The organism is Sutcliffiella sp. NC1, assembly GCF_027594365.1.
Lineage (GTDB): Bacteria > Bacillota > Bacilli > Bacillales > Bacillaceae_I > Sutcliffiella > Sutcliffiella cohnii.
Genome location: NZ_CP115153.1, coordinates 2,772,422 through 2,796,719, shown reverse-complemented (window position 1 = coordinate 2,796,719; position 24,298 = coordinate 2,772,422). Strand labels below are relative to the sequence as shown.

The 24,298-nt window shown below is 33.7% G+C and carries 27 protein-coding genes and 1 pseudogene; 23 read left to right on the top strand and 5 right to left on the bottom strand.

Annotation, left to right across the window (positions count from 1 at the left end):
• The first annotated feature begins 123 nt into the window (after positions 1-123).
• The 11 genes from O1A01_RS14620 (at position 124) to O1A01_RS14570 (ending at position 11,034) form a co-directional block, all read left to right on the top strand.
• The gene (locus O1A01_RS14620; RefSeq protein WP_270064409.1) at positions 124-1,008 is read left to right on the top strand and encodes a TIGR01777 family oxidoreductase; all 885 of its coding nucleotides are present in this window, start codon (positions 124-126) and stop codon (positions 1,006-1,008) included.
• 149 nt (positions 1,009-1,157) lie between these two features.
• Positions 1,158-1,580, top strand: coding sequence for a DUF1801 domain-containing protein (locus O1A01_RS14615; protein WP_066411068.1), 423 nt, complete (start codon positions 1,158-1,160; stop codon positions 1,578-1,580).
• Between the two features lie 168 nt (positions 1,581-1,748).
• On the top strand, positions 1,749-2,627 hold the full coding sequence (locus O1A01_RS14610) for a PhzF family phenazine biosynthesis protein (protein ID WP_270064408.1): 879 nt from the start codon (positions 1,749-1,751) through the stop codon (positions 2,625-2,627).
• Between the two features lie 175 nt (positions 2,628-2,802).
• Positions 2,803-3,687 carry an AraC family transcriptional regulator gene (locus O1A01_RS14605; RefSeq protein WP_270064407.1) on the top strand — a complete coding sequence of 295 codons (885 nt, stop codon included), beginning with the start codon at positions 2,803-2,805 and terminating at the stop codon, positions 3,685-3,687.
• A 496-nt stretch (positions 3,688-4,183) separates the two neighbouring features.
• Complete coding sequence (locus tag O1A01_RS14600; protein WP_270064406.1) at positions 4,184-5,344, top strand: acyltransferase family protein; 1,161 nt, start codon at positions 4,184-4,186, stop codon at positions 5,342-5,344.
• A 146-nt stretch (positions 5,345-5,490) separates the two neighbouring features.
• Positions 5,491-5,949 (top strand): NUDIX hydrolase, encoded by a 459-nt coding sequence (locus O1A01_RS14595; protein ID WP_270064405.1) that lies wholly within the window; start codon positions 5,491-5,493, stop codon positions 5,947-5,949.
• Positions 5,950-6,033: 84 nt separating this feature from the next.
• A complete protein-coding gene (locus O1A01_RS14590) occupies positions 6,034-6,504 on the top strand; it encodes a GNAT family N-acetyltransferase (protein ID WP_066411058.1) in 471 nt (156 codons plus the stop codon).
• A gap of 280 nt (positions 6,505-6,784) precedes the next feature.
• A complete protein-coding gene (gene spoIID / locus O1A01_RS14585) occupies positions 6,785-7,804 on the top strand; it encodes a stage II sporulation protein D (protein ID WP_270064404.1) in 1,020 nt (339 codons plus the stop codon).
• Positions 7,805-8,082: 278 nt separating this feature from the next.
• On the top strand, positions 8,083-8,661 hold the full coding sequence (locus O1A01_RS14580; protein ID WP_270064403.1) for an alpha/beta fold hydrolase: 579 nt from the start codon (positions 8,083-8,085) through the stop codon (positions 8,659-8,661).
• A gap of 370 nt (positions 8,662-9,031) precedes the next feature.
• A complete protein-coding gene (locus O1A01_RS14575) occupies positions 9,032-10,051 on the top strand; it encodes a serine hydrolase domain-containing protein (protein WP_235858031.1) in 1,020 nt (339 codons plus the stop codon).
• Between the two features lie 146 nt (positions 10,052-10,197).
• The gene (locus O1A01_RS14570) at positions 10,198-11,034 is read left to right on the top strand and encodes an MBL fold metallo-hydrolase (RefSeq protein ID WP_270064402.1); all 837 of its coding nucleotides are present in this window, start codon (positions 10,198-10,200) and stop codon (positions 11,032-11,034) included.
• Positions 11,035-11,122: 88 nt separating this feature from the next.
• Here O1A01_RS14570 and O1A01_RS14565 read toward each other — a convergent pair whose 3' ends face one another.
• Complete coding sequence (locus tag O1A01_RS14565; RefSeq protein ID WP_066411052.1) at positions 11,123-11,545, bottom strand: hypothetical protein; 423 nt, start codon at positions 11,543-11,545, stop codon at positions 11,123-11,125.
• A gap of 279 nt (positions 11,546-11,824) precedes the next feature.
• Here O1A01_RS14565 and O1A01_RS14560 point away from each other — a divergent pair, with 279 nt between their 5' ends.
• From O1A01_RS14560 to O1A01_RS14535, 6 genes are all read left to right on the top strand, one after another.
• Complete coding sequence (locus O1A01_RS14560) at positions 11,825-12,241, top strand: hypothetical protein (RefSeq protein ID WP_270064401.1); 417 nt, start codon at positions 11,825-11,827, stop codon at positions 12,239-12,241.
• A gap of 170 nt (positions 12,242-12,411) precedes the next feature.
• On the top strand, positions 12,412-12,939 hold the full coding sequence (locus O1A01_RS14555; RefSeq protein ID WP_270064400.1) for a histidine phosphatase family protein: 528 nt from the start codon (positions 12,412-12,414) through the stop codon (positions 12,937-12,939).
• Positions 12,940-13,026: 87 nt separating this feature from the next.
• A complete protein-coding gene (locus O1A01_RS14550; RefSeq protein WP_270064399.1) occupies positions 13,027-13,341 on the top strand; it encodes a hypothetical protein in 315 nt (104 codons plus the stop codon).
• Between the two features lie 123 nt (positions 13,342-13,464).
• The gene (locus O1A01_RS14545) at positions 13,465-13,683 is read left to right on the top strand and encodes a hypothetical protein (RefSeq protein ID WP_157076570.1); all 219 of its coding nucleotides are present in this window, start codon (positions 13,465-13,467) and stop codon (positions 13,681-13,683) included.
• Positions 13,684-13,861: 178 nt separating this feature from the next.
• A complete protein-coding gene (locus O1A01_RS14540; protein ID WP_066411044.1) occupies positions 13,862-14,233 on the top strand; it encodes a DUF3221 domain-containing protein in 372 nt (123 codons plus the stop codon).
• 274 nt (positions 14,234-14,507) lie between these two features.
• Positions 14,508-15,416 (top strand): hypothetical protein, encoded by a 909-nt coding sequence (locus O1A01_RS14535; RefSeq protein ID WP_443081813.1) that lies wholly within the window; start codon positions 14,508-14,510, stop codon positions 15,414-15,416.
• A 178-nt stretch (positions 15,417-15,594) separates the two neighbouring features.
• Here O1A01_RS14535 and O1A01_RS14530 read toward each other — a convergent pair whose 3' ends face one another.
• The gene (locus O1A01_RS14530; RefSeq protein ID WP_066411042.1) at positions 15,595-16,101 is read right to left on the bottom strand and encodes a GrpB family protein; all 507 of its coding nucleotides are present in this window, start codon (positions 16,099-16,101) and stop codon (positions 15,595-15,597) included.
• Between the two features lie 29 nt (positions 16,102-16,130).
• Positions 16,131-16,590 (bottom strand): annotated as a pseudogene (locus tag O1A01_RS14525) (IS1595 family transposase); the annotation flags it as partial.
• A gap of 405 nt (positions 16,591-16,995) precedes the next feature.
• Between O1A01_RS14525 and O1A01_RS14520 the strand changes: the two are divergent.
• The 6 genes from O1A01_RS14520 to O1A01_RS14495 all read left to right on the top strand — a co-directional run bounded on the left by O1A01_RS14520 (position 16,996) and on the right by O1A01_RS14495 (position 20,621).
• On the top strand, positions 16,996-17,142 hold the full coding sequence (locus O1A01_RS14520) for a hypothetical protein (protein WP_169714884.1): 147 nt from the start codon (positions 16,996-16,998) through the stop codon (positions 17,140-17,142).
• 248 nt (positions 17,143-17,390) lie between these two features.
• Complete coding sequence (locus O1A01_RS14515) at positions 17,391-17,852, top strand: GNAT family N-acetyltransferase (protein ID WP_066411039.1); 462 nt, start codon at positions 17,391-17,393, stop codon at positions 17,850-17,852.
• Positions 17,853-18,009: 157 nt separating this feature from the next.
• Positions 18,010-18,414: a hypothetical protein gene (locus O1A01_RS14510; RefSeq protein WP_270064397.1), complete on the top strand. Its 405-nt coding sequence runs from the start codon at positions 18,010-18,012 to the stop codon at positions 18,412-18,414.
• Positions 18,415-18,526: 112 nt separating this feature from the next.
• Positions 18,527-18,976, top strand: coding sequence for a hypothetical protein (locus O1A01_RS14505; RefSeq protein ID WP_270064396.1), 450 nt, complete (start codon positions 18,527-18,529; stop codon positions 18,974-18,976).
• Positions 18,977-19,397: 421 nt separating this feature from the next.
• Positions 19,398-19,934 carry a nucleotidyltransferase domain-containing protein gene (locus O1A01_RS14500; protein WP_270064395.1) on the top strand — a complete coding sequence of 179 codons (537 nt, stop codon included), beginning with the start codon at positions 19,398-19,400 and terminating at the stop codon, positions 19,932-19,934.
• 240 nt (positions 19,935-20,174) lie between these two features.
• Positions 20,175-20,621 (top strand): OsmC family protein, encoded by a 447-nt coding sequence (locus O1A01_RS14495; RefSeq protein ID WP_270064394.1) that lies wholly within the window; start codon positions 20,175-20,177, stop codon positions 20,619-20,621.
• A gap of 214 nt (positions 20,622-20,835) precedes the next feature.
• On the opposite strand, the gene cydC is transcribed toward O1A01_RS14495, so the two are convergent.
• Together cydC and cydD are read right to left on the bottom strand one after the other, a co-directional pair.
• Positions 20,836-22,560 carry a thiol reductant ABC exporter subunit CydC gene (gene cydC / locus O1A01_RS14490; protein WP_270064393.1) on the bottom strand — a complete coding sequence of 575 codons (1,725 nt, stop codon included), beginning with the start codon at positions 22,558-22,560 and terminating at the stop codon, positions 20,836-20,838.
• Positions 22,557-24,290 (bottom strand): thiol reductant ABC exporter subunit CydD, encoded by a 1,734-nt coding sequence (cydD, locus tag O1A01_RS14485; RefSeq protein WP_270066417.1) that lies wholly within the window; start codon positions 24,288-24,290, stop codon positions 22,557-22,559. The genes cydC and cydD overlap by 4 nt, the downstream gene beginning before the upstream one ends.
• Positions 24,291-24,298: the final 8 nt, after the last annotated feature.

Here is a 24,298-nt window from a genome sequence, read left to right as displayed (position 1 = left end):
TAAGTGAGAGTGAATTACGTCCTGTTTCAAACGTTATAAAAAAGTACAACATGGACTTTGTTACATTTTATTAGTGGATGAAAAAAGCTGAATTAAGGATCCAAAATAGATTGGAGTTTTTATATGAAAAAAATAGTTTTAGCTGGAGGAACAGGCTTTATCGGTGAATACTTTAAGGAAAAATTCAAGGAGTTAGGATATGAGGTGAAAATAATATCAAGGCAAATGCAACATATTTCTTGGGAAGATAAAGACGGCATTAAAGAGGCATTAGAGGATGCTGAACTTTTAATCAATCTTGCGGGGAAATCTGTGAATTGTCGATACAATGAGACTAATAAGAATGAAATTATGAATTCTAGGATTAGGACAACTACATTGCTTGGAGAGGCTATACAGGCATGTGAAAATCCACCTGAAATTTGGATGAATTCAAGTACAGCAACCATTTATCGCCATGCAGAAGATCGTCCAATGACGGAAGATACAGGAGAGATTGGAACTGGTTTCTCAGTTGATGTTGCAACAAACTGGGAGCAAACCTTCTTTTCCTTTGATTTACCAAATACAAGGCAAATAGCATTACGCATTGCTATTGTATTAGGCAAGGGCGGCGGAGTAATGACTCCTTATCAAAATTTAGTGAAGTTTGGACTTGGAGGTTTTCAGGGAACAGGAAACCAAATGTTTAGTTGGATACATATTGAAGATTTATTCAAAATCGTACTCTTTTTGAAAGAGAAAGAAGAGCTAACGGGTGTGTTTAATTGCTCTTCACCACAACCTGTTAGTAATCGTGAATTAATGAAAGAACTTAGAAAAACGATGAATGTTCCAGTCGGATTACCTTCGCCCAAATGGATCTTGGAGATTGGCTCACTGTTGATCAAAACAGAAACAGAATTAGTGTTAAAAAGTCGGTGGGTTCTTCCGGAACGGTTAGAACGTGAAGGTTACACATTTACTTTTGAAACACTTGAAAAGGCATTGCAAGACATTCTTAACTAATAAATGTTGTAAGTAAGCAAATATATATTACATAGTCAATAAACTTGAGACTTTAAAAAATCCCCTCAAGAAGAGGGCTTGTATCTATAATGAAATACCATTGACAATAATGAAACAAGTATTAACTCAGAGATAAGGAGAGCGTATATATGTCTGAACCGAAAATGAAAGAAAACGACAATAGTGTAATTGAATTCATTGAACGTGTGGAAAATGAGAAGAAGAAGGCAGATGCCTATAAGTTATTAGAGATTTTTGAAGAGGTAACGGGTTATGAAGCGAAAATGTGGGGTTCTAGTATTATAGGTTTTGGTAGCTATCACTATAAATACGCGTCAGGACGTGAAGGGGATGCCCCTTTAGTCGGTTTTTCACCAAGAAAGGCAAAAATTAGTCTTTATTTGGCCTATGAAGGAGAGGAAAGAGAAAAGTTATTAGAAGGCTTTGGTAAACATACGAAGAGTAAGGCTTGTATTTATGTTAATAAACTAGCTGATATCGATACTAATGTTTTAAAGGATTTAATTAAGTATACAGTAGAAACATATCAGAATCTTTATCCAAAGGAATAATGTTATTACTGACGCTTACTGGAGTATTTAAATATTTCAAAACTAAAAAATAAGATTAGGGATAAAGTTTTATAAAACTATTAGATTACCTGCAAGACGATTAATTGTGAGCTAGTGTATTGAAAAACTTAGCGATTAAAGTTACTGCCCAGTCGGAGGAAAGAAATAATGGAGAAAATTAATTATTCAATTGTGGATGTTTTTTCACAAGGGAAATATACGGGAAATCAACTAGCTGTGTTTAAGAATGCTGAAAACCTGTCTGATAATCAAATGCAACAAATAGCGAAGGAAATTAATTTTTCGGAGACTACTTTTATTTTATCAAATACCCCCAAAAATGATGGATATGATGTTCGTATTTTTACACCTAATGAAGAGATTCCTTTTGCTGGACACCCAGCTTTAGGAACTGCCTATATCATTCAAAATGAAATAGAGGAAGAACCAAAAGAGAAACTTATTTTAAATTTTAAAGCTGGACAGACCCCTGTAACGTTCGATCAAGATGAAATCTTTTGGATGAAACAAAATAAACCAACATTTGGACGTGTTTTAGATCTTTATAAGGTTTCTGATGTTTTAAATATAGATAAAGAGTACATAGATAATAGATTTCCTATCCAGGAGGTTTCAACAGGACTCCCGGTTATAATTGTCCCTCTAAAATCTTTAGAAGCAACTAAAAAAGTTAGGATCAATAAAGAAAAATATTTTGAGTTAATTGAACTTACTGATGCAAAAGCAATTATGGTCTTCTCTCCTGAAACATATAATGCCGAGAATGATTTGAATGTTCGAGACTTTGCAGATTATTATGGTATTCCAGAAGATGCTGCCACTGGAAGCTCTAATGGATGTTTAGCAGCTTACATAGTTAACTATCGATATTTTGATAAAAGTGAAATTAATATTCGTGTGGAACAAGGATATGAAATTAAAAGACCATCTTTATTGTTTTTAAGGGTAAGTGAAGTTAACGGTGAAATCAGAGTAAATGTAGGAGGAAAGGTAGAAAAAATTGCTCAGGGCGATTGGTTCTTGTAAGAAACCGTGCACAAAGATGAAGATAGCTACTGGTCTAAACAGGGTTAGTGGCTATTTTTGTTGAAGTAAAGGGCAGTATAATGAAATAAAGAATTAATCATACAAACTGGTGCACAAAATGTCGGATGGCAAGATTAAACTCCTGTTATTCTATTGATGAAAGGAGGTCATATAAATGGATTTGCTAAAAAACATGAATACTGCAATGAAGTATATCGAGGAAAACCTTACTAGTGAAATAGACTTTAAAGTAGTAGCTAGGTTAGCTCTTTGTTCTGAATATCATTTTAAAAGAATGTTTTCTTTCCTTGCAGGTATATCGTTATCAGAATATATACGCCGTAGACGACTTAGTTTAGCTGCGTTTGAGCTTCATAATAGTAATGTAAAGGTAATCGATGTTGCGACGAAGTATGGATATAATTCACCCGACTCATTTACTAGAGCCTTTTTTAATTTGCATGGTGTTACACCAACAGAAGCAAGGAACAATGGTCAGCAATTAAAAGCATATCCTCTCATGACCTTCCAATTATCAATTAGAGGAGGAAATGAAATGAACTACCGAATAGAACAAAAAGAAGGATTTAACATCGTTGGTATTATGAAACGAGTTCCTATTGTTTTTGAAGGAGAAAATCCAGAAATAGCAGCGATGTGGCAATCCTTGACCATGGAAAGAATAGAAGAATTACAAAAACTCTCTAATATAGATCCGAAAGGAATAATTCAAGCTTCTACAAACTTTTCAGAAGGACGTATGGAAGAAAAAGGATATCTTGATCAGTATATAGGAGTGGCTACAACACGAGAGAAGCCTAAATATTTTTCAAAGCTTGAAGTTCCCGCCTTAACGTGGGCAATATTTGAATCAACAGGGCCATTTCCTAATACTCTACAGGAAACTTGGGGAAGGATTTATTCCGAGTGGTTCCCGTCTTCCAACTATCAAGTAAAAGAAGGACCTGAAATCTTGTCGATTAAAAGTAAAGATTTAACTTCACCTTCCGTAAAGTGCGAAATTTGGATTCCAGTTTTGAAAATGTTAAATAGTATTTGAAATAAATCTCTGAGCTGTTGCGGCAGCTCTTTTTTAATTTTCTATTATTTGTAGTTAAGTGAAAAAATTGAGGCTTACTAAACTAACTGGAGCGATAATCATAGAAGGATTATCGTTAATTTTGTTGAAGTTATTGAGGATAGTTTGAAAAGAAGAACAGGCGATGTGAAATTAGAAATGATTTTATAGTCTGCAAAGGAGAAGGAATAAAATGGATGGGGATTTTAGTATAAAAGAAACTAACGGTTAAACCTACTAGAGCTTTACCCGATTCTATAAGCCTTTGCTTCATATACTATATCTCGTCAGATTCATATGTAAAGAGTGTTCCATTATTCCACAAGAAAACACCAGTGTTGTGCTCTTGTTCCCTGGAAAGCTTCTTAAAGTAATTTATAAATCATAATTTGGAGGTTATTTCTTATCGTAAATTTTCAGAATATACTGATATCCAGCTAGTGATATTTGAATAAAATATAGCGGGAGAGATCTTACCATGAAACAAAAGGTTAATCATTTGGTTTTTATTGATAATTTAAAAATTGCTTTAATCATGCTTGTCGTTGTTCACCATGCTGGCCAGGCATATGGCCCAGGGGGATGGTGGTATTTTCAAGAAGGAGAAGTTTTAAATTGGCTAGGTAGATTTTTTGCAGTAAATGCTGCGTTTTTTATGAGTTTATTTTTCTTTTTGTCAGCCTATTTTCTTCCTCAGTCTATCGATAGAAAAGGGTCGAAAACCTTTTTAAAAGAAAGGTTTATAAGAATTGGCGTTCCATTGTTAATCGGCTTTGTAGTGATGATCCCCATTTTAATGTATTTATATTATATTAATTTTAGAGGATATGAAACAATCTCGTTTTTTTCTTACTATGTAAATATATTTTTTGGGTTAGCAGATAAACCAACAGATTGGACTGGACCCGCATGGCCTGATATGCAATTTGGCCATTTGTGGTTTTTAGAGCATCTACTCGTTTATGCGTTTGTTTTTGCAGTTTGGGCATACTTCTTTCCTAAAAATATAGAAAAACAAACTTATAAAAATATTAAAGGTTTTCAAATTCTTCTTTTTATACTAGGAGTATCATTAGCTACTTTTATTATTAGGATTTGGTATCCAATTGATTACTGGACTGGGGTGTTAGGTTTTATCCAAACAGAATTTGCACATGTTCCTCAATATGTAAGTTTTTTCGCATTAGGAATTATTGCATATCGTCGGGCATGGCTATTAAATTTAAATGCAAGATTTGGGTACATCTGCCTTTCTATAGGAGTTGTGTTGACGGCAGTTTTGTATTTTGGAGGAGAAGCAATGTATCCATTTCTTTTGAACGGTGGAGCAAATGTAGGTTCGCTGTCTCGGTCATTTATTGAGACATTACTATGTTTTTCGCTTGTCGTTGGACTACTAATCTTATTTAGAGAAAAAGTGAACGGAACAAATCGTTTAGCTAAGATTCTAGCGAATAATGTTTTTGTCGTTTATTTTATTCATGTTCCTGTAGTTGTATTTCTCCAATATAGTTTGTCAAACCTGCCAGTGCCGGTACTAATTAAATTCTTACTAACTGGATTTTTGGGGATCATTCTTAGCTTCTTTTTCAGTCATTTTGTGTGGAGAAAGATACCCTACATAAAAAAACTAATGTAATGTTGAACATAATGGGTTTAGGTGGGATGGGATTACTTTTTTAGAGATTATATCTAATTATAGATTGTAGTAACGAAGTGGGGTAGTGAATGAAAAAGCCCTGATGTTAAATTATATAATTTTTTAATTGAATTGAGGGAAATTGAATGTCTCAAGATGGAATTGTACTAGTAGCAAGTGTATCAATTTTTTCTGATGATAAAGTATTAATTATAAAAGAGAATAAACCTACTGCACTTGATAAGTGGAACTTTCCGAGTGGACGTATTGAATATGGAGAGGATATTCTTTATGCAGCTCGGAGGGAAGTTAAAGAGGAAACAGGTTTGGAAGTAAACCTTATCGGAACGACTGGTGTATATAATTTTATCAGTAATACAAACGATCAAGTTATTTTATTTCATTTTATCGGTGAGGTAACTGGAGGTTCTTTAAATCTCGCAGAAGGTGAAGTTTCAGACAGCAAGTGGATAAATGTAAATGAGCTAGTAACATTTGAAAACCAAGATTTAAGAGAACCATGTGTAATAAAACAAATAGTAGATAACTTGTTAAAAGAGAATATCCACTCAATTAGTTTGTATAATAAGCAACTTATTAAATAGGTTTCAATAGAACCTATCGTTATTGAGTAGATATTTAAATGGTGAGTAGTATTCTTCATAGTATGAGAAGGGGGTAATACTTAAATGGATTGGAAAGTTCGTACTGCGAACATGAATGATGAAGCTCAAGTTCTTGAAGCAATTCGATTATTTGTTGAAGAATTAAGGGGAAAACATGATATTCCATTGCCTGAAAATGCTAAGAATGTATTTCGTAGAATCATTAATAGCGTTATTCCAGGAACAGTGCTAGTTGCTGAAACAGAAGATAATGAAATTATTGGATGTGCGACCGTCTCCATACAAGAAGTCATATATAAGGGTGGAGCATATGCTTTACTACAAGAACTTTGGGTTCAACCTTCATATAGGAGTCTTTTAGTAGGAAATAGCCTAATTAGTGCTGTGGAAAATTATTGTCGCGATTCCACTATTAAAAGGTTGGAAGTTTGCCTCCCAGATAAAAGTTTTCATGCATTTGATAGTACGTATAATTTTTATCAACGGAATAGATTTATTGATAACGGCCCATATATGGCTAAAAAAATTGAATGAGGTAATACATTTCTTTATTGCTATTAGTGTATTAAAGTAATCCATATAACAGCTTCTTTTTTTATGACGAAGCTGTTTTATTATGCCATTAGATTTACTAGAATTACTGTCTAAAAAAATTAATGAAATATAGGAACGAACCCGCATATTCCAATACTAGTAAGGTTTGATGGTTCTATATGGAGCTAGACTGAATGTTTAATTACAATTTTTGTTATTTAGTGTTCTTATGCTTGTCCGATGCCCATATATATTAGTAAAAAATGTATGGGGGCCCTTAATGAAATCTTTTTATATGATTGTAATTTGTCTTATGATAATAGTCCTTGGTGTACCTTCAGTAATCGTTTTTGCTTTTGGTTCAAATAAAACAAGTCAAAATATAAATGATGTACCTAATACAATGTCCCCTCTTACACCTATCGGAACAAATGCTGAAAATATTACATTATCAGTTTTTAGGATGAATAATAATGATATTGAAAACATGTTTTTAGAAGAATATCTAATAGGTGTAGTTGCTTCTGAAATGCCTGCAAGTTATGAATTAGAAGCATTAAAAGCACAGGCGATTAGTGCTAGAACGTATATTTTGAAATTTTTAATGACTGAAAAAGAAGGATTACCAAAAAGTGCTGATATAACAGATTCCACAATACATCAAGTTTATAAAGACTCAGCTGAGTTAAAAAAGATATGGAAAGAAGATTATTCAAAATATATTAACAAAATTACTCAGGCAGTTAAAGAAACAGAGGGTTTAATTATGACATATAATGGTGAACTCATTGATTCTACTTTCTTTGCAATAAGTAACGGTTATACCGAGAATTCAGAAGATTACTGGAAAGTGGCCCTTCCGTACTTAAGGAGTGTTCCTAGCCCATGGGATAAAAATTCCCCTGACTTTAATGGAATGACAAAAATCACTTCAGGTGAATTTGAGTCAAAACTTGGTGTTAAATTAACAAGTGATATAAAGCTTCATAGAACTTCTACAAACCGAGTATCGATTGTCACAATTAATGGGAAGGAATTCTCAGGTGATGAGTTTAGAACGGCATTAGGCTTAAGGTCAACAGATTTTAGTTTCAAAGTTGTTGATGATTCTATCGAATTTACTACCCAAGGATACGGACATGGTGTTGGAATGAGTCAGTACGGGGCTAATAGTTTGGCAATGATAGGGAACAACCATAAAGAAATTTTAGAATACTATTATAAAGATATCAAAATAGAAAAAATGAAATCTCTTCAAGGGTACAAAGATCTTGTTGTGAAAAGATCAGAAAACCATTAGATAATAGGGTTTAATTATAGTTATGGGCATTTCTTCAAGAAGGAGAAATGCTATTTTTATTGAAGTTATAATTAACTAGGCAGGAGTTAGTTAAAGTAGCTGCTAAAAACACGGTGAGTTTAGATAAAATAGGCTAGGGGTGTTGAGATGAATTTCACTAATAAATACGCAAATTCGGAAGGGGTCACTATCTTGATATTGATATAAATGATAATCTACTAACTCCTTTGGTATATATTCCAGGTGCATTAAATTTCGCTGAGCAGTCTATTGAAATAGTGCAAGAGTTCAAATCTAGAAGATGTCTCTCATTAAGTTTGAGAGGACGTGGTAAAAGTGATGCTCCTAATTCTGGATACTCGTTTGAACACCATGTTAAAGATATAGAAACAGTAATAAACGATAGTAAAGTTAATCGCTTTTGTTTAATGGCATATTCTATGGGAGTTCCATATGCTATCAAATTTGCTTCAACATCACCAGGAATAAAAGGTCTAATAATTTGTGATTATCCAGCTAAATATCCATCTATTCCAAAATCATGGTCAGAAAGAGTGCTTAGTCGCAGCTTTATAAGTAAAGAGAGAAAGCATGTAGTGGAAGGTATTCAGCAAGAGTCAAAAAGTATTGAACTATATAGAGATTTAAATCGAATCCAGGTACCAGTACTAGTAATTAAAGGTGGTACCCAAGAATCACTATTATCAGAGGTAGAGACAGAAAAATTAAGAAGCAATCTTCCCGATGTAGTTATTAAGGAATTAAATGAGTCTGGACATGAACTATGGGAACCTAGTAAAGAACGATTCATTCAATTGATCAATGAGTTTTTAGTTAGGTTGGACGATTCTAGCTAGATGAGCTAAGCTGGAAATGATTAGCCAATTACTATAGTTCGATTAGTTATACCTGTAATTTGGAATTAACTGAATCACCTATTTTACTTGATGAAGAGGTAGACTTAAATAATAATGATAGCGATATTAAAGCTAAAGAAATTAGTGTAATAACCAAGTTAAATTAAAAAAACTTCATATAGACAAATGATGGATTCTCCTTAAAATACATATTATCTCAACTGACTCCATACATATGAGTGCCTTCATACTATATGTAAGTTGTATTTTTCTTTTGACCTAAGACAGCTACTGATCTAAGCAGGATTAGTAGCTATTTTTGTTGAAATAAGAAGTAATAGAGTGCATATAAAAAAGGATGGTAATGACTGTGATAACATTAAACAAGGGTGCTTTTAAAGATCTCACCTTATATACAAAAAAAATTAAAAGTGATATGAACGCATCCGGTTCCGCGTTAGTTATTTTGAAAGACAATAAAATTGTACACGAATGGTATTCTGGGATGCATCATTTTGAGAAAGGTGCCAAACTGATTGATAAGGATTCAAGATTCAACGTATATTCGGTTAGAGTTACATATGTTGGATTAACCATTGCAATAGCTACTCATGAAGGTTTATTAAACTTGGATGATAAAATAAGCGACTATCTAGATGAATATAATAAAGAAATTCTTGGAGATACAACGATTAGACATTTATTAACTAGATGTACGGGTCTAAAGTTTGAGGATAGAAACGTTTACCGTGTAGCGGATTTAGGAACTGCTATTGAGGGAAAGAGACCAGAAATATTAGCGAAAATTTTATACAAAGCAACGGGCAAAACAGTAAATGAAATCCTCTCAAATAGAGTGTTCAAGCCTTTGAATTGGACAAGTACTGGATGGGTTACTGAAGGGAATCAAAGTTTAGTCTGTGATATAGATTCGGTAAAAGGTTATCCTACATTAAGGCTTGGCTCGAATATAGGCGAAGATAGAAACCTATATGTAAGTGCCAGAGAATTAGCATTATGGGGAAATTTACATTTAAACAAAGGGATAGTAGAAGGTAGGTCTATACTTCCACAAGAAATTTTTGAACTTTCTACTACCGTTCAAAGTCCTGCTTCCTTAAGTCGCCAACTACCGAAGTTTGGGTTTTTATGGTGGATTAAAGATGGGGAAGTATCCGTTGATTACAACGAACTAGGTTCGGACCTGCCGGATGGTTCCTATCAAATACTTGGAGCATCAGGATGTTCCTGCACGGTTATTCCCGAATATAATGCAGTAGCTGTTAGAATGTTCAATAGTTTAAATGCTTACGAAAATTTAGGCTTTGATTACATCAAAGACATACAGTTGTTTCACAATATGATAATTTCAAGTTTAAAAAACTTTTAGACTAATATTCTTGATCAAGGGATATGCCATTGCTGATGCAGAAGTCGAGTGACAATTAAGTGTATCAAAAATATTAGCTGCTTTATAAAGGAACGGAAATTAACTCAATTCGTACAAATATAACTAAAAAAGCATAGGAGGATTTTATGTTTCACTTTCAGGAAAATAATATTACTGTTTTTCAAAGCTCATTATATATGACTTCTACAGCTGTTATTCAGTCTAATGAGGCAATTATCATGACGGATCCTAATTGGCTCCCTGATGAAATCAAGAGAATTAGGGCTTTCATAGATAAGCATTTGGGTAATAAGGATCTCTATATCATTTACACTCATAGTGATTTTGATCATATTATTGGTTCTGGTGCATTTCCGGAAGCCAAAGTAATTGCATCGGAGGAATTTGTAAATAATCCAAATAAAGAGGAAATTGTTCAAAGAATTTTTGAGTTTGACCAAGGGTACTACATAGAAAGAGATTATGTTCCTACTTATCCAGAAGTTGATATACCAATTGTTAAAAATGGTCAACATATTAATTTAGGGGAGTTATCCTTAACTTTTTATAAGGCTCCAGGACATACAAATGATAGTTTATTTACGGTAATTGAACCGTATGGAATATTTCTATCTGGCGATTATCTATCTGATGTAGAATTTCCTTTTATATTTAATAGCTACAAGGATTATGTAGATACGATAGAAAGAGCTTCGTACATAATGAATAAATTCAAAATTAAATATCATATACCTGGTCACGGATCGACCACGAAAACAAAGCAGGAAATGTTAGATAGAATTAACTTTTCAAAAAACTATTTACAACAATTAATGAATGATAATGGAGATTTAGAAAACGAATATCGGACTAAATTTCGTTTTTTTGAAGGAATGAAGAGCATTCATGATGATAATAAGAGAATTGCTAAAGAAGAAAATCTATCAAGTATAAATCACAGTATTAAAGAGAGTAACTGTTAAACTATTAAAATATGTTTTAACAACTATTAATAAACAAACGGGAATAGGCCTTAACCATTCCCATTTGTTTATTAAGGCTTTATTTAACTTAATCCTCATTGAGCTCGATAAATTCTTCATGTTTGAACACCATTGACAATGCTTGACGTCCATCGGCTGTATTACCTGACAAAGCAATTACAATTGCTTCTGCATCTTTATCGGTATCACCTTTAATTGCTACACGGAGCATGTTATTACCCCCGAAAGTATCCGGCCCAGCATCTAGTCGTATAACTGCACAATCACCTGCTGGAATAGTGACTTTTTTGCAATATATTTCTTCCTCTGGTGGAGTTGCTGGATATAGAACTGTATCCCTACAATTATAAACAGTTAAACGTACTGTTGAAGTATGGGACGCAATATTTTTAAAACCAATCAATAGAAATTGGACAGCTCCAAAGCGTGTTCCATCAACCGATAGTGGTACAAAAAAAGGACCCGATGTGAGTGCTTTCTTACTACTCATTTTTAATTTCCCCCCTTTACATTTTAATAATTATTCATATGCTAGATTAACTATTATTGAAACGTACAAGTGGTTCAGTAGAAAAGACTATCTTTTATAGCATCGATTTTTTTTTTTCTTCAATGATTACCGGGTGATGTAAAACATACATTAAAATAAATGATGTCAAACAGTATTCATTTTAGTCTCATAGATTAAGAAACTAAAAGTCTTAATAAATATATACCTAAATAAAATTTACTGTTAATGGTAGTTGTTAAAATAAAGGGGGTTATAAAAATGATGGAAAACCTGAAGTTGTGCTTTTTAGCATTTTCTTTGTTTTTATTAGTAGGGTGTAATTCAGATATTGTGGTAAGCCCAAATATTACTGTTGAAGGAGAAACTATTAGTACGATAGGTTATTCAGGTACTTCTGCCGATACAGAAAGTGACAAACCTCCAGAGATATATGAAATGTTAGATATAACAGTCGTCAAGCCTAAGGCGGAAATTTCCATTTCATATAAGGATACACCTAAAAAGGTTTTAGTAAAGTCTTGGTATGGTGCTAAACTTGTTGAAGATGATAGAGAGTTAAAAGAATATAAGATTACAGTACCTAGTGAAGAAGGAATCTACATTTATAGTCTCGCAGCAAGATGGAACTTTAGAACTGCTAGTAATTCAGTTTTTGTAATAGAGGTTAAAAGATAAAATCTATCTACTATATTAAAAATATCTTATTTTGGTAGATGGCTTGCGGTTTCTATTCTTCGAACTGAAATTCTTTAGAAGAAGTTGTGGGAGTTGTTGGACTAACGTTGCATGATTGATTGTTTAACAAGGGGGTCATTTTACTTAGCTTTTGAAAGGGGGATATTAGAATGATATATGTAGTTAGACACGGACAAACAGATTTGAATAAAGATCGGAGAATGCAGGGAAGAATGGGTTTACCATTAAATGAGTATGGGATAGAACAAGCAAATACTTTAAAAGAGAAGTTACAGAATATAAATTTTGATTTGGTCTTTACTTCCCCACAAGAGCGAGCTGTAAAAACAGCGGAAATACTTGCTGGGAAACAAGCTGTTTTGGATGATAGGTTGAATGTTTTTGATTTAGGTGAAGCCGACAGATTACATATTAGCGAAGTAAAGATGTCTGGTCCACTTCCTGACCCTTCTATCTATAAAGGGGTAGAAGAACCTAATAGTTTTGTAAAAAGAGTGTTTAGTTTTATGAAAGAATTAGAAAATCAAAACGGGATGAAAAAATTGAATATTCTTATAGCTGGTCACAGATGTACGACAGGTTGTATAGGTGCTTATTTCGAAGGGATACCTGCTGATGGAAACATATTAAAATTCTCTTCTGATACTGGAGATTATAAAACATATAATTTTATATAAGTTGGATTATGTTTAACGAAATAAAATGTGAAACACTTCATAGTACATAAATGTTTTTAAATCAAGTAATTTCGGATGAGGTGTAGTATGCACTTAGTAAATTATATTGACCAAATAATCCTTATTAAAACGACGATTGATGATCTTTTGATGGTAAAGGTAATAGGTAAAGATAGTATTCGATATAAAGGTTACAAAGTTAAAATTCTCGAAAAAAATGGTCAGAATATGGATTTGGAAACTATTATCTATGATGAAGAAATCAAAAAGATTTGTATTTTACCTAATGAAGTACAACAAGGTATAGAACTAACATTAAACCATTTACCAATAGAAATATTTAAAAATACGGATTTAACATCCCTTGTTGAATTTGGAAAAAGTCAAAAGGTTAAACAATAGGTTTTGTTCATTTTGAACTTTCTGTTGAATTTTTTAAAGATGGTTAATTTAACGAACGTTATTTAACGAACGAAGCAGGATACTTTATTAGAATATTAAAGAAGGCTGTAAATTTAGGAGAAGATGCCAGTGATAAGTAGAATTTTAATTGGAGTAATAGCGGGTTCTATTGGTGGATTAATAACTAGTAATTTCTTAATTAGTGTCTTTTATAATAGTGCTGATGTTAGGACTTCTTTTCAAGATACGGTAATCAGTAGTATTGGATTATATTTTGGAGTTACAATTAGCTTGTTAATTTGTATACTACTTGAAATTAACAAGAATAATAAAAGTCAATAATAAGGATATTGGATATTGAACTAACGTGAGCGATAGCTAAACAAAACTGTCGCTTCTTTAACTATTGGGGCAGGCTAGTGAAAAATGAAATTGAAACTTTTTACAGGGAAACATCGCCTTTATTAAAAGAGAGTGACATAAATCGGAATCTGTATTACCAACTATGGAGGTGAAAGAGTTGAAAAGAGTATTGTATTTATTTTTAATTCTACTTGTTAGTATTATGGGTGCTTGCGGTCAAGAGCAGAGCAGTAACGACACTTCTTTATTGGAACAAGAAGGTATTATTGTAGAAGTAAAGGAACATCAAGGTAGGTGGAACCAAATATTAGTCGTACCAAACATTAGTGAGGACGATATATCCAATAAAACAACTGCTGAGTTAATTGAAATGGCTCAAGAAAACGATGGAGCTTATTATGGTTTTGGACCTGGTGAGTATGAAGAATTTAGAGTAGGGACACATGTAATAGTTTATTGGAATGGCGATCAAGAAGATTCAGACCCTCCTCAGCGTGAAGCCAAAAAAATTGATGTAGTTTCGAAATAGTATCCAAGTATTTTTTCTTTTTCAACAAACGGGTGCGAATGTGAATAAGAGCAATCACTCTTGAGCAACGTGAGCAGATTAGTTTGTTAAGAGTTTTGATTCAAATAGGGTAAGTCGAATTAATAATTTAAAGTTGAATTTTATGGATGTTTATAGAAAAATAGATTGAATTGGAATCTGACGTTTATAAACTACCAGATACATAACTTGTAATGGATAATGAGTTACCTTCCCCTGGTAAAGGAGCAGGATACCACTAAAAGCAATGGGAGGAATGTTTAGGGTGGATAAGTACAAAAAGATGAAAACAAAATCATGGATAAAACGAAATGCACGTCCTCTTGAAATAGCACGCTGGGAATTCTTATTTGAGAATGGATCGAAAGAGAGGGTTATACATTATCTATCTGCATTTCAAAATAGTGATGGAGGGTTCGGGCATGGTCTCGAATCAGACCTATGGTTACCCCAGTCATCGGCGATTGCTACTTGGGCAGCTGCTCAAATTTTAATAGAAGTTCAAGCTGAGCCAAATGAAGAAATTGTTAGATTAATACTCAAATATTTAATCAATTCATATGATGAGGAAATGGGATTATGGAAAACAGTTATCCCAGAGCACAATAATTATCCTCATGCTCCACATTGGCACTTTGAAGAGGGGGTTCAGGATAATTGGATGTTTAATCCAAGTGCTGAGCTTGCTGCTTTCCTTATTTATTGGGCACCCGATGGCAGTGAAGAGGCTAATTTAGGCTGGAAAGTAGTTGAAAAAGCAAAAATGCATTTACTGAATTCTAATGGAATGGATTTTCATGAAATAAATAACTATCAAAATTTAATCCGTATTTTAGGAGACAAACTCAATCCATTACAAGAAATGGAAGAGAAAGTTGATTCTCTTGCTGAAAAAGTAATTGATATTAATCCAGAATCATGGGGAAAGAGTTATAAAGCTCTACCTTTAGATCTAATTCATAGCAAAAAGGACAAGTTATATGAAAAATATAAAGACCTTGTTGATGAAAATATTAGATATTTAGAAAGATCATTAAAGGATGACGGGGTTTGGGATATTACTTGGGATTGGGAGGAAGACCCAGAGCATTTCTTTGTTGCTAAACAACAATGGAAAGGTATTCTTGCAGTTAACAATTATAAAAAATTACGTAATTTTTTATAATGTAATTAATTTAATCCTTATTTCACTAACGGAAGCGATTGTGGAACATAGTAATTGCTCTATTGTTAAAGCTATGTTAAAGAATAATGGTGATTTTATGGCAAGGAAAAGGGACTTCTTTAATTGGAGTTCCTCTGTGTAAAACCTCTTCTATGAACACCTAAAGGGCAAACTTCACCTAAATTTTTTCAAGAATTGACTTAACAAAATCTGTTTTTTCATCTGCGTATTTGTGTTTGTCATTTTTATTTAAACTTGATAGTTTAAGTTTAAGCTGTTGATACTCACTTCTTGCTTGTTTGTTAATTCTCAAATAATCTCTAAAGTTTAACTGTTCGAGTAAATACATATTGTCTCTTTGGTACATATGGATTTGATGTGTTCTTGGTTCGCCTTTATTTAAGTAGTGTCTTTCAGGCAATACATTTGTTCCTCTATATGAGTAACCGAGTCCTTCCAACGCTTTTGCGCATTTTTCTCCATCAAGAAAATTATCTATTTCAATTGCAATATCAATAATTGGCTTAGCACTTAAACCTTTTACTGCGGTACTGCCAATATGGTGTACTTTCACTGTGTATTGACCAATAACACCTACTATCTGTTGCTTCTCTGTTTCAAATTCTTTTGCCCACTCAGTAGACCAAGGGACTAAAAAAACTTCACCTCTTGGTAATCCAAGCATTTACTCATCCCACCTTTTAATTTTGATGTTTATTTGGGAAAATCTAATAAGCTAAGTTTATCATAGGTCTCATAAGTAGAGAACAGACAGATCTCAACAATCATCATATTTACAGTTGTGTCGTCATTACGATGCCTAATTTGGACTAGAAATTGAAACCAACTCAAATAATGGTCAAGATACTTTGTAGCCACACCATTATACCGATTTAACCAGTCTATGACTATGATAACTATTCACATTTTGAATATGGTAAACTCCTCGAACACATTTCTTACGATCCGATTTATATCTATAATGCTCCAGTCTTTTTTCTTTTGCATAAGTCAAAAATGCCCGCCAAGCATCGGTACAAAGAACATTTGAAGTAGTTAGTTTAGACCCAATAGCTTCTTCTAAGCAAGTTTTTACAATACGTCCCTGACCAACGACTTTTGAGTATGTTACTTTTTGTCGGTCTCTTGCCACTCGACACACCAATTTTTTATATACAGCGTAAGCGCCCGCTGGTAAACCTTAGAATATAATCTATTATTAGACTATATTGATCACCACATACCAGTCCTAATGTTGGTCTTTCTCTATCATCTTGATTGGATAAATAATAAATAGTTTCACTTAATTTATTTAACATGTTATTTTTCCTCTTCTATATATATTCATTCTATGAAAGAGAAAATCTACATGGTATTCTAATGTTATTAAAATATTTTGAGATTTTCTCATATTATTTTTTTACCATTGGACTTGTACCTCCTTGTTTCACTAATGAAAAGTATTACATAGCCCAAACTAAACATTGGGAAATTTCAAAATATTAATTTGGTTATATATAGTTAGATTTTCGAAGATTAATTGTATTAGAAGATAAGGAAGTTACGGGAGGGTTTATTAATGGTGAAATTTGTAGATGACTTAGCGGGAGCTATATATGATGTTATTAAATTCATCATAAAGTCCATTGGTTATATACTAGCTGGAGGAATTATTGTTGCAATTCCAATGTACCTTGTAATTTGGCTGTTCGGTATTTTTCAGTAAAAATATACAATTAACCGATGTGATGGTCAAAGTAGGATTTTCACTTATTTATACTTAAGTTTTTAAGATATTAGATCAAATATTCTTTGAAAAAAAATAACTTTACATTATTACATTTATTATTAATTGTGGATTATCGTTTCTATTTTTGAGCTAATAAAGCTAACAGCTGTGGAGTTGAAGAAGAAAAGTCTCCTAAATTAACAAAAAGGCAAATGAAAGAGTCCAAAAGTAATGAGGTGTTTATAATGTTTAAATTGACTAAAGTTTCCCTTGATCATATTGATTCTATAATAAAATTACGGTTAGCCCTTTTAAGGGAATTAGGTGAAATAAATACTCCTAATGAAGAACAACTTTTGGAAGCTTCAACAAGGCAATATTTACTAACTTCCCTTTCAAACAATGAATTTATATCATATACGGCAGAAACAAATGGGGAAATTGTAGGTATAAGTGGTATGGTTCTATTTAAAAGACCACCATATTTAGAGAATTTGGAAGGGCTTGAAGCCTACATTCTTAATATGTACACCGTTCCTAAATATCGTGGAAGGGGTTTAGCAAAAATATTACTTAATCAATGTATTGAAGAGTGTAAAAATAGTGGGGTTAAACGTATATGGCTGCACGCCTCTGAGGACGGGGAACCTCTATACCGAAAAATGGGTTTTACTAAAAAACAAAATGAAATGGAACTTTATTTATAAATCTATTTGTTTATCAACAAACTAGTGCGTTTCTTTAATAATGAGAAATGCTTTTTTTTATGGAATTTAAGCTACTAACAGTATATGGTGAAAAAAGGAATGCAAATACCTTTGCCGAATTTAACAATAAATAAGATTAAAAGGAGAGGTTTGAATTATGCTCGAGTTACGAAAAGACTTATATGAATTTACCAAAATGCATGATGAATTTATCCGAGACTGGAACGATGCAATGAGTTCAGGCGACACATCCTCAGTGGATAGAATGACAGAAGATTATTATGTAGCTTTTTTTAATAGTGGAAATGATAAACCTACTATTTTTACAAAACAAGAGGCTTTAGATGGGATGGAACATTCGGTTAGACATTTTATAGGTGCCAATAAGAGGTTTGAAAATAGAGTTATTCGACTACGGAATAAAGAAGATGCTGTAGTGTTTTATGAACAATTGATTGTTAAAGATGAGGATATATTAGCAAGGTTATTTACCATTGAAAATTGGAGACTGATAAACCAAAAATGGATGATTGTAAGGGAAACTGAAGAACCGATTAGTTAGTTTTTTTCTTCAACTAGAAGCAAGTTAGTTGAAGAAAAAAAACGAATAATTGGTTTTTGACTCATGTAGTGAACTAAAAGGTCATACTAAGGTAAAAAAAGGTGTGACTTTTATGAGACAAGCATTATTTCTTATAATATTAATTTCATTACCATTACTATTGGGATTAGTTAAAGAGAAGGAAGAAGAGTGTTTTCCTTGTAAAGAATGCTACGATATAGCTTGGAATGACGGATGGGGAATAGGATATGCGACAGGTCAAGTAAACCAAAGATATAGCATTGTTAGAACTCTTATACAAATGGGCAAAACAGACCAAGAGATTGTTTATATAGCAACAACCAGCTACGTTGAATTAAAAGACATAAGAAATCAGCTTAATGTATATCGTGGTTATTTTGAGTTTGAAGCATCAAGATATGAACTTATTAGGGCTCTTCTAAAAGAAGGTAAAACTGATGAAGAAATTGTCAAAAGAGCACATTCAAGTTTTTATGAATTGGAACAAGTGAAAAAACAACTTAAACAGTATAATGGAAAATTCAAATGGGAAGTCCAGTAAATAAAGAACTTGATATGTGAAAACGATAAGTCTTGGTGAACCAAATGAAAAAATTGTGAAGAGATGTCCTTAAGCTAACTGGTGGGAGAATTTAAAAGAGCAACACTCCCAAAGTTGTTGCTCAATACTCTTAATATTATTTTTGCGAAAATTATGATACTTATACAGGTCCTCATAATCTTTGAAGAATGTCCAGTTACTATAACTTTAGATGTGAAGTTGGAAGGGGTTAATGTTTACTATTGTCTTCTCAAATAACGAATGCAATAGTTGAATAAGGTGATCCAATTGGGTCGCCTTTTTCTAATGATTACAACTCCGTTTAATTTTGGAATATTATGTTACTGTTTAAGTGACAGATATTATACTATCGGGGCTAATGGAAATTGAGCTATTGAATTAATGGAGGATTGAATATTATATGAACCTAGAAAATGTTGATGAGCAGACCAAAACACAATTAAAGGTATTATATGAAATCAGTAAAACTTTTGATAATCTCGATGCTGACTTTTGGTTACGCGGAGGTTGGGCAATTGATTTCATGCTTGGTAAGGTTACACGACCACATAGTGATATTGATATAAAAACGTGGATAACAAATAGAGAACGATTAGAGGATGCACTTCTACAAGCTGGTTATGTACGAAAACCTGTCGGGGAGGAGTTTCGTAATAGGCAATCTGATTTTCTTAAGAATAATGTAGTTGTTAGTATTGGATACTTGACATACGATGTTGATGGCAACCTTATTATGAATGGTTTACCTGAATGGGTATGGCGAGACGATTCCCTTATGCCGGACTATTTCCAGTTACAAGGAATAAAAGCAAAAGTCTTACATCCAAAACAGTTACTAGAAGAAAAGAAAATCTATGAAGAAATTGGTCGGCCATATAGAATAAAGGATGAAGAAAGTAAAAGGATATTGCACCAAATAATATCCCAATTCAAGTAAGGTGTGAAAAAATGTACTAAAAGTTACGGGTGCAATAATAAAATGTTTTCCTTATTGAAGTTATTGTACGAGGCAATGTAGCTAAACAAGAAATGATATAATTTATGTATCTAAAACTGGTATGGGTAGGTAAAAAAAACTTGGTCAAATATGACAAGGCATGAAATTTTTTCATTTAGAGAATGAGGATTATTGTTATTTATTAACAAAATAAAATGAATGCAAGGAGAAGTGAAAAAAATGGCAGAACATCATTTTCATTTAAAGGCACATTGGCCAGGGCTACGTAATGATGTAGGGAACATCGAAGCCGAGCATTTAAAAACAAAAATTTCTATACCAAAAGAAATGGACGGGCCCGGAATTGGTACAAATCCTGACGAAATGCTCCTTGGAGCAGCGGCGACATGTTACATTATTACACTAGCTGCGATGATGGAACGTAGTCAGATAGAGAAAGATGGGTTAACGATGGAATCAGAAGCAATTGTTGATGTAACCAATGGAGTATTTACATATAAAAAAATTATCCATCGACCAGAAATAGTATTGAAACAAAATGCTTCCGATCGAGACAAAAAAATGGTACAAAAGCTTGCTGAAAAAGCTGAAAAATCTTGTATGATTAGCCGTGCAATACAGGGCAATGTGGATATTCAATTAGAAGTAGCTATAAAAACACCTTAAAGGCAAAAATATCAACAAATGTTAAAAGGGGTCTGCCATCTTAATATTGCAGATTATAAAAGCTTGAAGAAATATCCTATTATAGTTATGTAATTGATACAAACTATATGACCTTCTTATTGAAGCAACCATAATGATAGGTATATTAAACGGTTATATAATAATAAAACGCCTGGATTCAGATCCAAGCGTTTTATTATTTATTTAACATAGCCTAGTTATAAAAAACACTCTTTTCTATCTTCTTCATTTCATAAAAATAGCCTTTTCTTTCCATTAATTCGTGGAATGTGCCACTTTCGATAATCGTTCCCTTGTCCATAACGATGATTTGGTCCATCCGTTCTAACCCGGTTAGTTTGTGGCTGATGAGAACAATCGTGTTCCCTTTTGCTTGGGTAAATAACTTGTTCATCACTCGCTGTTCTGTAATGGGATCAACAGACGAGGTTGGTTCATCAAGTAACAAAAGGCTCCCTTTTTTAAGTATAGCTCTTGCAATAGCAAGCCTCTGTTTTTCGCCACCTGAAAGATTGCCTCCTTTTTCTAAAATGGTCGAGTCTAACGATAGGTGATCTAGTTTTACACATGATAGTATTTCAATCATTTCCTCGTCAGATATATTTTTACCTGCAAGCTTTAAGTTATCTCTAACCGTACCATAAAAGAAATGATTGCTTTGGAGAACAGGGGAGATGTTTTTCCAGAGCTGATCTTCATCTAAATCCGCTAACGATTGCCCCTGTATCGTAATTGTTCCACTAGACGGTTGATAAAGGTTTAGTAATAGATGAAGTAATGTAGATTTTCCAGAACCACTTGGGCCAACGATTGCCGTTTTGGAACCGCTCGGTAACACTAGAGAAACATTACATAGAGTAGGGCGCGATTCTCCTGGAAAATAAAAATTCACGTTTTTGCATTCCATTTCTGGTGCTTTCTTTAGCTCTACTAAACTGTTTTTGCCTTTGAGTTTTTGTTGGTTCTGCGCTTCATCTATGATAGAAAATAGCCGACTTGCAGCATTTCTAGAATCTTCAAAATAATTCGGTGCCTCTGTCATAGGAGTTGCTGTCTCAAATACCGTTAAAGAGATAAGAACAAGCATCGCTAAAAAAACTCCATCAAGCTCTCTCAAAGATACTAGGTAAGCTCCTAAAGCGAGCACAGACCAGGAAGTAACGAGAGAAACCCAGTGATTGATGGCAATGTTTAATTGTTCTTGCTTCCCTCTATTTTCTTGCCCTTCGATGTAAACGTCTGAGGTTTGACTCAGTGCCTGTTCTTTAATAGATAACTTCTGATAAAGCTTTAAATCTAAAAAGCCATATAAAAATTCGGTAGTATCCGTAGATAGCTGAGTGCGAATCTGTCGTATGTTTGATTGGATGCCCCGCTGTTTCATAGCAAAAATCAGCGGAAGACAAAAGCCAGTTATGATTAGTCCAGTTAATAGAATTACTGCAACAGGCAAGGAAAATATGGCCGTAAAAATGATCGTCGTAAGGAAAACAACGAGCATGACAATTGGTGGATAATAAACCCGTAGAAAAAAATTTTGTAAGCTTTCTACATCACCAACAACCCTAGCTAACAAATCACCACTGCGGAATCTTTGAAAAAGGGAGGGCGCAAGCGGTTCTAGTTTTGTAAAGAAATTGGTTCTTAAGTTACTAAGTATTGTAAAGGTAGCCTTGTGTGAGTAATAGCGTTCCGCGTACTTGCTAAAGGCACGAATGACGGTGAATAATTTTAACAGAGCTACAAAAATGACGAGTATATAAAGCGGTGGAAGTAGTGCTGCCTTCGAAACGAGATAGGCACTGTCTGCAAACACGGCAACCGTGGATATTCCAGCAAGCACTCCAAATAGTATTGAAATGTACATATCTTTACGTTCGATGAACATCGTCTTGATTACGAATCTTAATTCTGTCATCCAGCAACATCTCCTTGCTGTTCTTCTATCATCGCCATATAATCCTGCGTATTCTCCAATAGCTCTTTATGAGTTCCTTTTCCAACTAAAGTTCCGTTTTCAAGATACAAAATACAGTCTGCTCGTTTGATCGTATGTAATCGGTGTGCAACAGTAATGATTGTCGCGTTTTGAGACAGCTCTTCTATTGATTTTTGCAGAATGCTTTCTGTATAAAGATCTAATCCGACAGTAGGCTCATCAAACAATATAATCGAAGGCCTTTTTAAAAAGGCACGGGCTAGAGCAATTCGCTGTCTTTCCCCACCAGATAAACCTCTGCCACCTTCCCCGATGAACGTACTCGTACCATTTTCTAATTGGTCTATAAGCTCTGTTAACCCAGCTTTTTCTATTACATAGGTAAGCTCGTCTTGGGAGATATTTTCCCCAGGGCAAGCAATGATGATATTGTCTTTAATAGTGCCTGAAAAAATGTATGGGTCCTGTGATATATAAATGAGCTTGTCGAACCATTCTCTTTCATCATAGTTAAAAAGAGGCTGATTATTAATTAACACTTCTCCAGTGGAAGGTAAGTACATCCCAGCTATTAAGTGAAGTAAGCTCGTTTTGCCAGAACCACTTGGTCCAACAATAGCAATTTGGCTATATGGCTCGAATATGGCATTGATATTCTGTAAAGAAAAAGAATCCTCCCCATACGTAAAAGAAAGATTGTTCAGCTGAATATTTGGAGGGCCAGCTGCATCTGATAACCGTTCGTTTCCCCATTGGATGATCTGATCAGATTCCTCGAGCTCTTGTCCTATTTTGTTCGCAGCAGCAATACTTCCTTTACCTGCATGGAAGGCACTGCCGACATCCTTCAACGTTTTATAAAATTCAGGAGAAATCGCCAGGACAAAAAAGGCTGCAAAAAAAGAGATGTTTTGAAAAATCACAAGACGAAGTCCAACTTCGAAAGCAATTAACGCAATTCCAAGCATCGAAATGAGTTCGAGTACGAGCGATGAAAGGAAAGCGAATTTTAGTACATCCATTGTTGCGGTACGATAATCCATGCTACTCTTTTTTATTATTGCAGCTTCCTCACTCCCTTTTCCGAAAAGCTTCAATGTGATTAAGCCCTGTAAGCTATCGAGAAATTTTCCTGCAAGGGCGGTGAGTTTCTCCAATTGTTCGTTCGCCTTTTTTTCTGTTTTTTTACCAATAATAATCATAAAAATAGGAATGAGGGGAGCCGTCACAACCATAATGACGCCGGAAACCCAGTTTTGCCAAAAAACGGCTGCTAATAGTATGAGTGATACAATGGATGATAAGATTTTTTGCGGATAATATTTACTAAAGTAAGGATCGATTTCGTCTACAACATCGGTAACAAGCGTTACTCGTTTACCTGAATGTCCTTTGATCGATGTTTGAATAGGGTTATTAGTATACTGGGTAATCAATGATTGACGAAACTCCTTTTTTACTTTAGAAGCCATCCCAATTCCGATTTTTCCGTGAAAATAGGTGAATAGCCCCCTTACAGTGAACACTGCTAAAAGAGCTACTAATTGCAAAGTAACAGCTGAAAACGGCTTCCCTTCTAAAAAAATGTGCTTGACGATAGACACAATTAATAAAGCTTGCGTTACCTTCATACCACCAATTACAAACGCAGTAAATGAAAGAGAATATGTGCCCATTTTCTGTTTTTTGGCCATATCTTTTAGTTGCATCACCGTTT

Excerpts from the sequence above, each read along its gene's own strand:
- O1A01_RS14620 (WP_270064409.1), top strand. The coding sequence starts at position 124 with ATGAAAAAAATAGTTTTAGCTGGAGGAACAGGCTTTATCGGTGAATAC.
- O1A01_RS14615 (WP_066411068.1), top strand. The coding sequence starts at position 1,158 with ATGTCTGAACCGAAAATGAAAGAAAACGACAATAGTGTAATTGAATTC.
- O1A01_RS14610 (WP_270064408.1), top strand. The coding sequence starts at position 1,749 with ATGGAGAAAATTAATTATTCAATTGTGGATGTTTTTTCACAAGGGAAA.
- O1A01_RS14605 (WP_270064407.1), top strand. The coding sequence starts at position 2,803 with ATGGATTTGCTAAAAAACATGAATACTGCAATGAAGTATATCGAGGAA.
- O1A01_RS14600 (WP_270064406.1), top strand. The coding sequence starts at position 4,184 with ATGAAACAAAAGGTTAATCATTTGGTTTTTATTGATAATTTAAAAATT.
- O1A01_RS14595 (WP_270064405.1), top strand. The coding sequence starts at position 5,491 with ATGTCTCAAGATGGAATTGTACTAGTAGCAAGTGTATCAATTTTTTCT.
- O1A01_RS14590 (WP_066411058.1), top strand. The coding sequence starts at position 6,034 with ATGGATTGGAAAGTTCGTACTGCGAACATGAATGATGAAGCTCAAGTT.
- spoIID (WP_270064404.1), top strand. The coding sequence starts at position 6,785 with ATGAAATCTTTTTATATGATTGTAATTTGTCTTATGATAATAGTCCTT.
- O1A01_RS14570 (WP_270064402.1), top strand. The coding sequence starts at position 10,198 with ATGTTTCACTTTCAGGAAAATAATATTACTGTTTTTCAAAGCTCATTA.
- O1A01_RS14565 (WP_066411052.1), bottom strand. The coding sequence starts at position 11,545 with ATGAGTAGTAAGAAAGCACTCACATCGGGTCCTTTTTTTGTACCACTA.
- O1A01_RS14560 (WP_270064401.1), top strand. The coding sequence starts at position 11,825 with ATGATGGAAAACCTGAAGTTGTGCTTTTTAGCATTTTCTTTGTTTTTA.
- O1A01_RS14555 (WP_270064400.1), top strand. The coding sequence starts at position 12,412 with ATGATATATGTAGTTAGACACGGACAAACAGATTTGAATAAAGATCGG.
- O1A01_RS14550 (WP_270064399.1), top strand. The coding sequence starts at position 13,027 with ATGCACTTAGTAAATTATATTGACCAAATAATCCTTATTAAAACGACG.
- O1A01_RS14545 (WP_157076570.1), top strand. The coding sequence starts at position 13,465 with ATGCCAGTGATAAGTAGAATTTTAATTGGAGTAATAGCGGGTTCTATT.
- O1A01_RS14535 (WP_443081813.1), top strand. The coding sequence starts at position 14,508 with ATGTTTAGGGTGGATAAGTACAAAAAGATGAAAACAAAATCATGGATA.
- O1A01_RS14530 (WP_066411042.1), bottom strand. The coding sequence starts at position 16,101 with ATGCTTGGATTACCAAGAGGTGAAGTTTTTTTAGTCCCTTGGTCTACT.
- O1A01_RS14520 (WP_169714884.1), top strand. The coding sequence starts at position 16,996 with ATGGTGAAATTTGTAGATGACTTAGCGGGAGCTATATATGATGTTATT.
- O1A01_RS14515 (WP_066411039.1), top strand. The coding sequence starts at position 17,391 with ATGTTTAAATTGACTAAAGTTTCCCTTGATCATATTGATTCTATAATA.
- O1A01_RS14510 (WP_270064397.1), top strand. The coding sequence starts at position 18,010 with ATGCTCGAGTTACGAAAAGACTTATATGAATTTACCAAAATGCATGAT.
- O1A01_RS14505 (WP_270064396.1), top strand. The coding sequence starts at position 18,527 with ATGAGACAAGCATTATTTCTTATAATATTAATTTCATTACCATTACTA.
- O1A01_RS14500 (WP_270064395.1), top strand. The coding sequence starts at position 19,398 with ATGAACCTAGAAAATGTTGATGAGCAGACCAAAACACAATTAAAGGTA.
- O1A01_RS14495 (WP_270064394.1), top strand. The coding sequence starts at position 20,175 with ATGGCAGAACATCATTTTCATTTAAAGGCACATTGGCCAGGGCTACGT.
- cydC (WP_270064393.1), bottom strand. The coding sequence starts at position 22,560 with ATGACAGAATTAAGATTCGTAATCAAGACGATGTTCATCGAACGTAAA.
- cydD (WP_270066417.1), bottom strand. The coding sequence starts at position 24,290 with ATGCAACTAAAAGATATGGCCAAAAAACAGAAAATGGGCACATATTCT.